General features: G+C 45.7%; 11 protein-coding genes. 9 read left to right on the top strand and 2 right to left on the bottom strand.

Annotated elements, in window-relative coordinates; translation table 11 throughout:
• From NSQ20_RS23040 to NSQ20_RS23000, 9 genes are read left to right on the top strand one after another with little or no spacing between them, the layout of a single operon-like run.
• The gene (locus tag NSQ20_RS23040; protein ID WP_211080858.1) at nucleotides 1–852 is read left to right on the top strand and encodes a 3-hydroxyacyl-CoA dehydrogenase family protein; all 852 of its coding nucleotides are present in this window, start codon (nucleotides 1–3) and stop codon (nucleotides 850–852) included.
• A 19-nt stretch (nucleotides 853–871) separates the two neighbouring features.
• Entirely contained in the window at nucleotides 872–1,921 is a 1,050-nt protein-coding gene (locus NSQ20_RS23035) for an HAD-IIIC family phosphatase (protein WP_100527632.1), read from the top strand.
• Nucleotides 1,922–1,936: 15 nt separating this feature from the next.
• Nucleotides 1,937–2,200, top strand: a complete 264-nt coding sequence (locus NSQ20_RS23030; RefSeq protein ID WP_017687156.1) for an acyl carrier protein — start codon at nucleotides 1,937–1,939, stop codon at nucleotides 2,198–2,200.
• The gene (locus NSQ20_RS23025; protein ID WP_179086485.1) at nucleotides 2,197–3,081 is read left to right on the top strand and encodes a hypothetical protein; all 885 of its coding nucleotides are present in this window, start codon (nucleotides 2,197–2,199) and stop codon (nucleotides 3,079–3,081) included. The genes NSQ20_RS23030 and NSQ20_RS23025 overlap by 4 nt, the downstream gene beginning before the upstream one ends.
• 25 nt (nucleotides 3,082–3,106) lie before the next feature.
• Nucleotides 3,107–3,847: an alpha/beta fold hydrolase gene (locus NSQ20_RS23020; RefSeq protein ID WP_036615200.1), complete on the top strand. Its 741-nt coding sequence runs from the start codon at nucleotides 3,107–3,109 to the stop codon at nucleotides 3,845–3,847.
• A 35-nt stretch (nucleotides 3,848–3,882) separates the two neighbouring features.
• Nucleotides 3,883–6,216 carry an FtsX-like permease family protein gene (locus NSQ20_RS23015; RefSeq protein WP_340030942.1) on the top strand — a complete coding sequence of 778 codons (2,334 nt, stop codon included), beginning with the start codon at nucleotides 3,883–3,885 and terminating at the stop codon, nucleotides 6,214–6,216.
• Between the two features lie 12 nt (nucleotides 6,217–6,228).
• Nucleotides 6,229–6,996 carry an ABC transporter ATP-binding protein gene (locus NSQ20_RS23010; protein WP_047843824.1) on the top strand — a complete coding sequence of 256 codons (768 nt, stop codon included), beginning with the start codon at nucleotides 6,229–6,231 and terminating at the stop codon, nucleotides 6,994–6,996.
• Between the two features lie 60 nt (nucleotides 6,997–7,056).
• The gene (locus tag NSQ20_RS23005) at nucleotides 7,057–7,692 is read left to right on the top strand and encodes a TetR/AcrR family transcriptional regulator (protein ID WP_036615194.1); all 636 of its coding nucleotides are present in this window, start codon (nucleotides 7,057–7,059) and stop codon (nucleotides 7,690–7,692) included.
• Between the two features lie 20 nt (nucleotides 7,693–7,712).
• Complete coding sequence (locus tag NSQ20_RS23000) at nucleotides 7,713–9,041, top strand: MFS transporter (RefSeq protein ID WP_074095940.1); 1,329 nt, start codon at nucleotides 7,713–7,715, stop codon at nucleotides 9,039–9,041.
• A gap of 162 nt (nucleotides 9,042–9,203) precedes the next feature.
• Here the strand turns inward: NSQ20_RS23000 and NSQ20_RS22995 are convergent, their stop codons facing one another.
• A complete protein-coding gene (locus NSQ20_RS22995; protein WP_338706635.1) occupies nucleotides 9,204–10,028 on the bottom strand; it encodes a carbohydrate ABC transporter permease in 825 nt (274 codons plus the stop codon).
• Nucleotide 10,029: 1 nt separating this feature from the next.
• Nucleotides 10,030–10,902 carry a sugar ABC transporter permease gene (locus NSQ20_RS22990; RefSeq protein WP_340030941.1) on the bottom strand — a complete coding sequence of 291 codons (873 nt, stop codon included), beginning with the start codon at nucleotides 10,900–10,902 and terminating at the stop codon, nucleotides 10,030–10,032.
• Nucleotides 10,903–10,980: the final 78 nt, after the last annotated feature.

Genomic DNA, 10,980 nt, shown 5'->3' with positions numbered 1-10,980 from the left:
ATGCATAATCGACTCATTGCAATCATTGGCGCAGGGGTGATGGGATGCGCCACAGCACTGGATGTCGCGAGGGCTGGTTATCGTGTAATTTTGCAGGATATTTCGGCGTCGGTCATCGAACACGCCCCTGATGTTATACGTCGTGAATATCGTTCAGCTTGCTTTCTGAAGCAAGGGTACGGTCAGGTGCCCCTGGATCAGATCATGGAACGGATCTCGTTCCAGACACAAGATGAAGGGGTGGAAGAGGCAAGTATCATTATTGAAAATGTAACCGAAAACTTGGAGTTGAAAAAGGAAGTTTACGCACGACTATACCACAAGGTTCGTCCGGATGCTTTATTTGCGCTAAATACAAGCTGTATTTCCGTGACAAAGCTCGCTTCATTTTTGCCTGACCCAGGTCGAGTCATTGGGGTGCATCTGATGAATCCAGTTCCCGTTAAATCCATGGTGGAGGTGATTAAAGGACATCATACAACACAGGGTACGGAACATGAGATGGTAGCGTTTTTGGAAACTCTTGATAAAAGTCCAGTTGTCATAGAGGATCTGCCCGGGTTTGTCTCTAATCGCCTCTCGCACTTGTTAATGAATGAAGCGGCGTACATTGTACAGGATGGAATCGCTACACCCGAGCAGGTGGACGCCATTATGAAGAAGGGCTTCAATTATCAGATGGGGCCGCTGGAGACGGCGGATCTGATTGGTCTGGATACGGTCGTGCATTCATTGAAAGTATTGTACGACAGCTATCAGGACCCCAAATTCCGATGCTGTCCGATGTTGCAGAAAATGGTTGATGCAGGACAGTGGGGGCGGAAGACGGGTCAAGGATTCTATGCCTACTAAGATGAAGGGTGGCATGACCATGGAAAAGCTCAAGGATATCAAGTGTATCGTTTGGGATCTGGACCACACCATATGGGATGGGGTTTTGCTTGAATCTGCAGATGTGCAACTGAAGCCGGGCTTAAAGGAGGTGATTGAAAAACTGGACCAGCGAGGTATTTTGCACTCTGTTGCCAGTAAAAATGATGCAGAGCTAGCTTGGGCGAAACTAAACGAACTGGGCATCGCCGAATATTTTCTATATCCCGAAATCCATTGGGATGCGAAGTCCGTCTCTGTTCAGCGGATTCAGCAGAACATTAATATCGGCATGGATGCCATTCTGTTTGTGGATGATCAACCTTTTGAACTGGAAGAAGTGCAAAGTGTACATGCTGACATCCAGGTACTTCATGCGGATCAATATGAAACCATGCTTGATGACCCAAGGCTGATGCCTCGATTCATTACAGCCGACTCTGCGTGCAGAAGGCAGATGTACCAGGCGGATACACTCCGTAAACAGGCTGAGGAACAGTATGAGGGACCTTCAGAACAATTTCTGGCTACGCTTGGCATGAAATTTTCCATCTACGAGGCTACTGAGGATGATCTTCAACGTGCAGAGGAACTTACCGTTCGCACCAATCAACTAAATGCAACGGGAATTACCTACAGTTACGAGGAACTGCACCAACTGATGACCTCGCAGGACCATATGTTATTGGTGTGTGAACTCGAAGACAAATACGGGACGTATGGCAAAATTGGGCTTGCACTTATTCACATGCAGCAGAAAGTATGGCGGCTAAACATGCTTCTGATGTCTTGCAGAGTGATGTCCAGGGGAGCAGGGAGTGTACTGCTAACGTATATCATGCGTGAAGCTCAGAAGCAGGGCAAACAGATGCTTGCAGACTTCAGGGATACCGGAAGGAACCGGATGATGAATATCAGCTATCGCTTTGCCGGTTTCAAGCAGCAATCTGCAGATCAGGAAGGAAGAGTACTGTTTTATCATGATTTGCAGCAGGCTGTAGAGTTTCCAGATTACATTGAGGTTTTAGTGCCCGAGGGGCAACATCAATAACAAGGGGGAAGGGCAGTGGATTATCGTCAGGAAATTCGGGAGTTTATCGGGAACAACCTCACCATGGATCATGAGGACACTCAAATTAATGATAATGACAATTATTTTGAGCAGCGGTTCGTCAATTCGCTCTTTGCGATGCGTTTGGTGGACTTTGTAGAGCGTAGATTCCAGATTGAGATAGCAAATGAAGATCTGGATTTGGCTAATTTCTGCACGATTAACCGTTTGCATGATCTTATTGAGAGAAAGTTGACTGAGAAGGAGGCGGCACTATGATTACAGCTAATCAGGCATCCATTCGTCCAGTCACAAGTCCGGCAACCAGCCCGTCCAACAAATATATGTATTTGTTTTTGGGAATTTCCTTTGGCACATGTTATGGAATCGCAAGTTTGTTCATGTTCTTTGCGGATTTTATTGTACCCATAACAGGTGAGTTAACCTTGATGCATCCACTTGCGATCGTTGCTCTGTATTCACCTTCCATTGCCGGATTAATTACATGTTATGTGATGGGCGGAACGGAAGCGTTAAAAGGAATGTTTATGAAGCTGGTTCCGCGCAGACAGGACCTGTTCTGGATACCGCTCATTATTGGAATTTCCATCATCTTTGCATCAACAATGCACTTTGGTTCCTTGTTATTCGGCATACCGGTCCCTGAACTGACATATAGTGTACCTGAAATGATCTGGTTGGGGATTGTGAATCTGATCAAGGAGACGGGGCTGATTGGTGGGCTGTTTGGCTGGATCGGATTTTTGCTTCCATTCTTGCAAGGGAAGTTAAAAAATAATATAACAAGTGGTCTGATTACCGGCCTGTTGTTCGGATTATGGGTGCTTCCGGGATACTTGATTTCCTCTTTTGGCACCTCAACCACTTACATATACTACGTTGTTCAGCTTATGGCATTTATCGTGTTCCAAAGTTATATCTTCAATGCTACCAAAGGTACACTTCTGTTTTATCTGCTTGCATTCTGGCTTGTAGCCACAGGAAGTCAAATTGATTTGTACTACTTTAATCCGCAAGTTCAAATTATGCAATTCTTCTTTTTTGCAATATCGGCTATTGTCATACATGTCATCTTCAAGCGCAAAAATGTGGATACTTCACTTCAGACATTCCCTGCATATGTTCTGGAAAGAAAGTAAGCCTGGTTATGGTGGTGGATAAGTGATGGAACCGATCTATTTGGAGCAGCTACAAAAGGGGGAGGGAAACAGACAAATGGTCTGTTTTCCTTATCTCGGTGGCAACTCCAACAGTTTTCAGCCCCTAGTGCCGTACCTTCCTGACACGGAAATTTGGGCGTTTACGCCCCCGGGTCATGGTCTGAACACCGAAACACCCCTGGAGCATATGCAGCAACTCGTAGAACTGTATACCAGCAAGCTCCTGGATGTTATACAGCCCGGCAGTCTGTTATTTGGACATAGTCTGGGAGGGATTACAGCCTACTTCGTTGCGCAGCGCTTATGTCAGGAACGTCCAGATGTAGCTAAAACGTTACGGCTTGTGTTATCTGCCTGCAACACGCCTGACGAATGCGGGATGCAGAATTATGATCGGATGTCAGACGAAAATCTGATTGATCATCTGTTTTCCTATGAAGCTCTCCCGCAAGAACTGATACATGAAAAAGAATTATTGAATTATTTTCTGCCCGTCATCCGGGCGGATTTCAGGATGCTGGAATCTGCAGCAACGCTTGAATATGAGCCGCTCTCATTGCCGGTGTTGTATCTGTGGGGAGAACGGGATCGTACCGTTACCCTTCAATCAGCGTTGAGATGGGGCCGATATTTTGGCACATCCATGAAGCTTCAAACCATCAAAGAGGGTGCTCACATGTTCATGATGCATCAACCTTCAACGGTGGCGCATTGTCTGACAAGCTTTATGACTCCAGATAAATAGGAACAACTTGTAGATGAGAGGAGCCATGTTCGTTTATGCTGCTACGAATGCTGAGAAACGATATAACGAGAAAAAAAGGGATTACGGCTGCGTTGTTTATTTTTGTACTGCTGGCCGCCTTTCTGGTATCTTCGGGGTCACGAATGATTATGGAACTGACGAGTTCCATCCAATATCTATTTTCTGAATCCAAAACACCACACTTTGTGCAAATGCATGCCGGAGAAATCGATCAAGCCAAAGTGAACACATGGGCTGAAGAAAATGCCATGGTCCAGCAGCATCAGATTGTGGAAATGGTCAACATTGACGGCTCTAATCTGTTTCTCGGAGCAGAGTCTGAAAAGAACAGTGTTATGGACATTGACTATGTTACACAGAATCAGGGTTTCGACTATTTGTTGAATCTGGACAGTGAGATTATTCAGGTCAACGATGGCGAGATCGCGGTTCCGGTATATTACATGCAGCTAAAAAAATTGAGCGTGGGCGACCAGGTTCGGATCGATAATGGTCAATTTGAGCGTTCTTACACCATCGTTGATTTTGTCCGTGATGCTCAGATGAATCCATCGGTTGTGCACTCCAAACGTTTTATCGTGAGTGCAGGGAATTTGCAGGAACTGAAGCAGAGCATCGGAGAGATGGAGTATCTCATTGAATTCCGGTTGACCGATCCCGGACTGACAAGTGAATTTACCCAGGCTTACCAAAATGCCGGACTTCCCAATGCGGGTCCAGTCGTAACCTATGGGCTGTTCCAGGTACTGAATGCCATGACCGACGGAGTTATTGCAGCCGTTATTATTCTGGTCAGTCTTGTGCTGATTCTGATTGCCATGCTCTGCATCCGATTCACGATGCTTGCGACCATCGAAGAGGATTATCGTGAGATTAGTGTCATGAAAGCGATTGGAATCGCAGAGAAGGATATTAAGAGACTGTATCTGATGAAGTATGTATTTATGGCCGGATTTGCATCCGTGCTTGGTTACATTGCATCACTTGGCGTTAACAGACTATTTGTTTCCAACATCATGTTGTATATGGGAAAAGCACCTGCAACCCTGTTGCATTTCGCGATTCCGTTATTAGCCGCTGGAATAATATTTGCCATGGTTGTTCTGTTCTGTCGAACGGTACTGCGGCGTTTTCGTTCCATCTCCGCGGTGGATGCTCTCCGTACCGGGAGCCTGGGAGATACACAGATCATTCGAAACCGGCTTAGTTTGTCCCGCAATCGCTGGTCTTCCGTACCTGTCTTTCTTGGTCTGAAGGAAGTCATACAGCGAATCAAGATGTTCCGATTATTGTTGTTCGTCTTTGTAGTCAGTTCATTTATCATGATTGTGCCGGTCAACTTCCTGAACACTTTGCAGGCGCCAAGTTTTATTTCTTATATGGGTGTTGGACAAAGTGATATTCGCATTGACTTGAGGCACACAGATGATGTGGAGCAGCGTTATGACAATCTGGTTGCCCAGATCCAAAATGATAAAGACATTAAAACGTATTCCCCATTGGTAACAAGTCAGTTCAAGATTAAAAATGCGGAAGGAAGTTACGACAATCTGAGTGTAGAAACTGGAGATTTCAGTATTTTCCCATTGTCTTATGTTAGCGGTAATGCGCCAACAACCGAGAATGAAATTGCGTTATCTGATGCCAACAGTAGCGAGCTGCGCCTGAAGACTGGTGAGCAACTTACCTTGCTGGTTAATGGCAAGGACCAGATGATGACGGTCAGCGGAATATACCAGGACGTAACGAATGGTGGGAAAACGGCGAAGGCCTTATTACCTTACAACAAGGATAGTGTGTTGTGGTATGTGGTCAGTTTGGATCTGAATAATCGCGGGGACATGGCTACCAAAATTGCTGAATATGAGGCGGCTTTCTCGCCAGCCAAAGTAACCGATCTTCAAGGTTATCTGGATCAGACGTTAGGCGGAACCATCCAACAATTGAAAATGGTGACGATGCTGGCCTTGGTCATCGGTGTCTTCATATCTATTTTAATTACAGCACTGTTCCTTCAGATGTTAGTAGCCAAGGACAACAACGACATTGCTGTACTAAGAAGCCTTGGGTTTGCCTTGTCTAAAATCAAGTTCAAGTATGTCGTGATGTCACTTGTCATATTAATCTTAGGGGTTGTTACTGGAACGATATTGTCCAATACGTTGGGTCCATTGCTAGTTAGTGCCATTATGTCGACGTTTGGTGCTTCCAATATTGTCTTTGTTGTTAACCCGTTACAGGCATATATTTTGTGTCCATTGTTACTTGCAGGCACGATTGTACTAACAGCATGGATTAGCATCCAATCGATCAAGGAAACGAGCATATCCAAAATGATTGTCGAATAGGGAGGATCAACGATGACAACTATACTTGAGGCTAAAGACGTGAATAAATCCGTAGCGATCGGCGAGAATGAAGAACATAACATCTTGAAAGATATCAACCTTCAATTAAAAAAGGGAGAATTTGTTTCCATCATGGGGCCATCTGGCTCAGGCAAGTCTACCTTACTGTACAACATAAGTGGTATGGATCAGATTAGTGCTGGAAGTGTCTATTTTAATGGCAAAAAAATATCGGCATTTGAGGAGAGGGATCTGGCAAGTCTACGTTTGACCAAGATGGGATTCATCTTTCAAAATATTCATCTGCTCAAGAATCTGAATCTATTAGACAATATCGTACTTTCCGCGTATCTGGCCAAGAATAGCAGCAGAGAAACGATTAATACACGGGCAATGTCATTAATGAAAAAAATGGGGATTGATGAGCTTGCTGGGCATAACATCACCCAAGCCTCAGGCGGACAGCTTCAACGGATTGCCATCTGCCGTGCGCTGATCAATAATCCAGATATTTTATTCGGCGATGAACCAACGGGGGCGCTGAATTCCAAATCAACGTATGAGATCATGGATATTCTGGGCGATATTAATGCAACGGGTACAACCATTCTGCTGGTGACCCATGATGTGAAAGTCGCTGCCAGATCGGAACGTGTACTGTTTATGATGGACGGTAAGCTGGTTGCAGACAGAAATATTGGAAAATATGCAAGAGAGCGTCAGGATCTAAAAACAAGGGAAAGCCATTTGGCGCAATGGTTGACTGAAATGGGGTTCTAAAAAAAGAACTCCATGACTACAATAGACCGACAGTCGGTCGAACGTATCGGAGGTCAGGATATGAGACTGATAAAAAACCCGGAAGAACGCAGGAACGAGATTTTGGATGCCGCCGAGATTCTGTTCATAACAAAGGGGTACACCAAAGCTACGGTCATGGATATCCTTCAGGCGTGCAACATTGCCAAGGGTACATTTTATTATTATTTTCAGTCCAAGGAAGAGGTTATGAACGCCATCGTTATGCGTTTTATTCTGAGTGGGGAGGCATCGGCCAGGCACGTGGTGTCCGATCCCAAACTGAATGCCCATGACAAAATTTTTCGCATCATGATGGCGCAGAATCAGCCTGACGGCAGAAAACATGATCTCATCGAGCAATTGCACAGTGTTCATAATGTGGAGATGCACCAAAAGAGTCTTGTAGAGACGGTAATTCGATTAAGTCCCATCTTGGCCGAGGTGGTAGAGCAGGGCATTCAGGAGGGGGTATTTCATACACCTAACCCAAAGGAATCCATCGAATTCCTGCTCGTATCGTCACAATTTTTGCTGGATCGAGGCATCTTTCAATGGGAGGAGGAAGAACTCCAAAAAAAGGTTGAAGCATTCACACATATTATGGAACGTGTGCTGGGAGCAGAACAAGGAAGCTTCGCCTACGTCACTCGTCTTTATTTTCCGAATCAAGGTTAGCCGAGAAAGGAGTATTATCCATGGAACATACCGTTCAAAAATCATTTAAAAAGTTTCTGGTCGTATGGTTTGGTCAGCTCATCTCCATGATTGGGATTGGACTTACAGCCTTCTCCCTGGGGGTGTATGCCTTCGAAAAAACGAATACGGCAACAAGTGTTGCATTGATTACCTTATTCACGTTTCTGCCGAATATCCTGCTTCGACCTATTGGAGGGGTACTGGCAGACCGATTCGACCGTCGAACGATGATGATTATCGGCGACCTGGGGTCGGCAGCCGGTTTGATTTTCATTCTGTCCATTATGCTCACAGGTGATATCCAATTATGGCATATCTATGTGGGAGTGGCCTTTAGTTCCGTGTTTTCCGCGTTGCAGAGCCCGGCATATAAGGCCTCTGCTACGGACCTGCTGGATAAGGAACAATTCTCGAAAGGAAGCGGTCTTGTACAACTGGCTGAATCCTCGAAGTTTCTGTTTTCACCGATCATTGCGGGCATTCTGCTTAGTATAACAACTATTGAAGTCATTCTGGTCATTAATATTCTGACATTCCTGGTTGCCATTCTGGCTGTGCTGGTTATTCGGAAGAGCATGAAGGTGGAGCGAGAGGATCGAGAAGGAAAAAACTGGATCACCGATATTCAAGAGGGCTGGAGAGAAGTTGTAACCAACAAGGGAGTACTGTTGCTGGTGGTGATTATTTCACTTGTCACCTTTTATCTGGGATTCCTGGAGACACTCATTGGTCCGATGCTTCTGTCATTCACGGATGCAAAGACACTTGGAACGTTTCAGTCTGTTAGCGCCATCGGCATGCTGATTAGCAGCTTGTGCATCGGCATATTTACAATAACAAAGAGATATGCAAGTGTACTTGTGATGGGGCTGATTTTGTGCGGCTTGTCTTTCTCGCTTCTGGGGATATCCACCAACATTTATTTTATTATCTTCGCAGGTTTTCTGTTCCTGTCATCGCTGCCGTTTGTCAATATGAGCGCAGATGTACTGGTGCGAAACAATATCGCCAACGATAAGCAGGGCAGGGTATGGGGAATCATTGGTATTCTGTCACAACTCGGGTTTATTATCGCGTACAGTTTGGCTGGTTTTCTGGCCGACCATGTGTTTAATCCGTTACTAATGGAGGGGGGAGCACTGGCTTCGTCTGTTGGTCAAATTATTGGAACTGGGCCAGGCAGAGGTATTGCCTTTCTGTTTATCATCGCGGGTCTGTTTGTTATTCTGATCGCAATAATCACATCCCGTTTGAAAATGATCAAATCTCTGGAGCAGAGCCCAGATATAGCGGCTCCATCCGATGTTGGCGGGTTGGCGCACGATTAATTCGAATCCAACAGCGTAAGCCCTTGTCCGCAGCAGTGTGTGATACTTCTTCTGTACGAAGAAGTTATTCACACGATGAGCAGACAAGGGCTTTTTTGTGCTGAGGAGTCAGAAGATGTACTTAGACAAGAGTGTTTGTGTATTTGGATTGTTCGGTGGAGCTTACCCTTTAACCGCCCCTGAAGTTAGTCCTCCTACAATATACTTTTGCCCAATGAGGAACACAATCAACACAGGCAATGACGTGAGCACGATATCGGCACTGACCAGATTCCACTGGGCACTGAATTGTCCAAAGAAGTTATATACAGCCAGCGTCATCGGCCACATCTCCACTGTATTCAACATATAGAGTGGGGCAGTAAACTCATTCCAGACACTCAGGAAATTAAGAACAAATACCGTTACCAGCACCGAGGTTAACAAAGGTACAATGATTCTCAGAAACAGTTTGATCCCATTACATCCGTCCATGATCGCGGCTTCATCCAGCTCCTTCGGGATGTTAGACACAAACGCATATGTAATGAACAGCGAGATTGGAATACCCATAGCCGTATAGAGCAGAATCATGCCGACATGTGAATTGATCATACCCATCGACTTCATCACTTCCATCAGCGGAATGTAGTTGAGTGGCAGCGTGATGCCAAGAATCAGGAAGAAGTACAGAAACTTGCTGAACCTCGAATGGTTACGGGATAACGTGAAGGCCGAGAAAGCCACAACAAACACCAATAGCAGGGAAGAAGCCCCGGAATGCAGCAGACTGTTGAAAAAGGAACCTCCCAAGTGTCCTTGTTCATAGACGATTTTGTAATTTTCGAAGATAAACTTCTCGGGCAGCGTCAGCTTCAGCACTTTGGCCTCGGCGTCCGACTTGAATGAATTCAGTACAATGACGACAAAAGGAATCAGGACCACCAGGCTAAGCAGCCAGGCGAGTGCATTTAACCCGATCGAAGCCAATCTTTTTCTCAATGGCATGTCAGTATTCCACCTTTCGGTTCATCAAACGAATGATGAAAAAGGAGATGATTGCCATGATGACAAACAGGATGGTGGATAGTGCACTTCCGAGTCCCCAATACCCTTTGGCAAAAGAGGAATAGACCGCTGTGTTAATCACATCTGTTGCGTTACCGGGTCCACCATTGGTTAACACGTATACGGCATCGAAAACTCTCAGCCCATATGTAATATTAAGCACCGTGGCGATGGTAATGGTAGGCATCAGCATCGGAATCGTGATTCGGAACAGCTTCTGCCCGGATCCGGCGCCATCAATGGATGCTGCTTCGTAATAATCACGGGGAATGGCGAGCAGTCCGGCGATGAACAGCACCATGATGTATCCCATGCCTTTCCACGTATCCACTGCCATAATGGATGGCATGGCCCAGGTCAGGGAGCCCAGCCAGTTCTGGGCGAGAACGTCCAGTCCCATGGAACGCAGGGTTACGTTAACGAACCCGTTGTTGGGGTCAAGCAGACTTTTGAACACAAGTCCAACAATCAGGAACGATAGCACCTGTGGTGAGAAGATAATCATCCGATGCAGATTGGCGGCCTTTACACCGCTAACCAAGAGTAGAGCCAGAAATAAGCCCAGCACGGTCTTGGCGATGGATGTAACCAGGGTGAAGAGGACTGTGTTTTTGATAAAAAGCAGATAGGTCGGATCACCCGCCAGAATAGTGCGGAAATGCTCCAGACCGATAAAGTTCTTCTCCGAACTATAGCTGTTCCAGTCGGTGAAGGAATAATAGATGCCCAGCAGGGCGGGAGCAACGATGAACAGCAGATATAATACAATCGCACCAGATGAGAAATACCAGGGATAGATTTTGTTTGCATTCATAACCGGTAACACCTTTCCTTCCTGCCAAAATACATGAGCGGGCAAGTGCCCGCTGCATGTAACACTGTTCAGTATTTA

Origin of the sequence: Paenibacillus sp. FSL K6-1122 (assembly GCF_037977015.1) — a bacterium.
Classification (GTDB): Bacteria; Bacillota; Bacilli; order Paenibacillales; family Paenibacillaceae; genus Paenibacillus; species Paenibacillus amylolyticus.
This window is presented reverse-complemented; position numbering and strand designations above follow the sequence as displayed.

What these genes read in the sequence shown, in the direction of transcription:
- NSQ20_RS23040 (WP_211080858.1), top strand. Translation starts at nt 1, where the DNA reads ATGCATAATCGACTCATTGCAATCATTGGCGCAGGGGTGATGGGATGC.
- NSQ20_RS23035 (WP_100527632.1), top strand. Translation starts at nt 872, where the DNA reads ATGGAAAAGCTCAAGGATATCAAGTGTATCGTTTGGGATCTGGACCAC.
- NSQ20_RS23025 (WP_179086485.1), top strand. Translation starts at nt 2,197, where the DNA reads ATGATTACAGCTAATCAGGCATCCATTCGTCCAGTCACAAGTCCGGCA.
- NSQ20_RS23020 (WP_036615200.1), top strand. Translation starts at nt 3,107, where the DNA reads ATGGAACCGATCTATTTGGAGCAGCTACAAAAGGGGGAGGGAAACAGA.
- NSQ20_RS23015 (WP_340030942.1), top strand. Translation starts at nt 3,883, where the DNA reads ATGCTGCTACGAATGCTGAGAAACGATATAACGAGAAAAAAAGGGATT.
- NSQ20_RS23010 (WP_047843824.1), top strand. Translation starts at nt 6,229, where the DNA reads ATGACAACTATACTTGAGGCTAAAGACGTGAATAAATCCGTAGCGATC.
- NSQ20_RS23005 (WP_036615194.1), top strand. Translation starts at nt 7,057, where the DNA reads ATGAGACTGATAAAAAACCCGGAAGAACGCAGGAACGAGATTTTGGAT.
- NSQ20_RS23000 (WP_074095940.1), top strand. Translation starts at nt 7,713, where the DNA reads ATGGAACATACCGTTCAAAAATCATTTAAAAAGTTTCTGGTCGTATGG.
- NSQ20_RS22995 (WP_338706635.1), bottom strand. Translation starts at nt 10,028, where the DNA reads ATGCCATTGAGAAAAAGATTGGCTTCGATCGGGTTAAATGCACTCGCC.
- NSQ20_RS22990 (WP_340030941.1), bottom strand. Translation starts at nt 10,902, where the DNA reads ATGAATGCAAACAAAATCTATCCCTGGTATTTCTCATCTGGTGCGATT.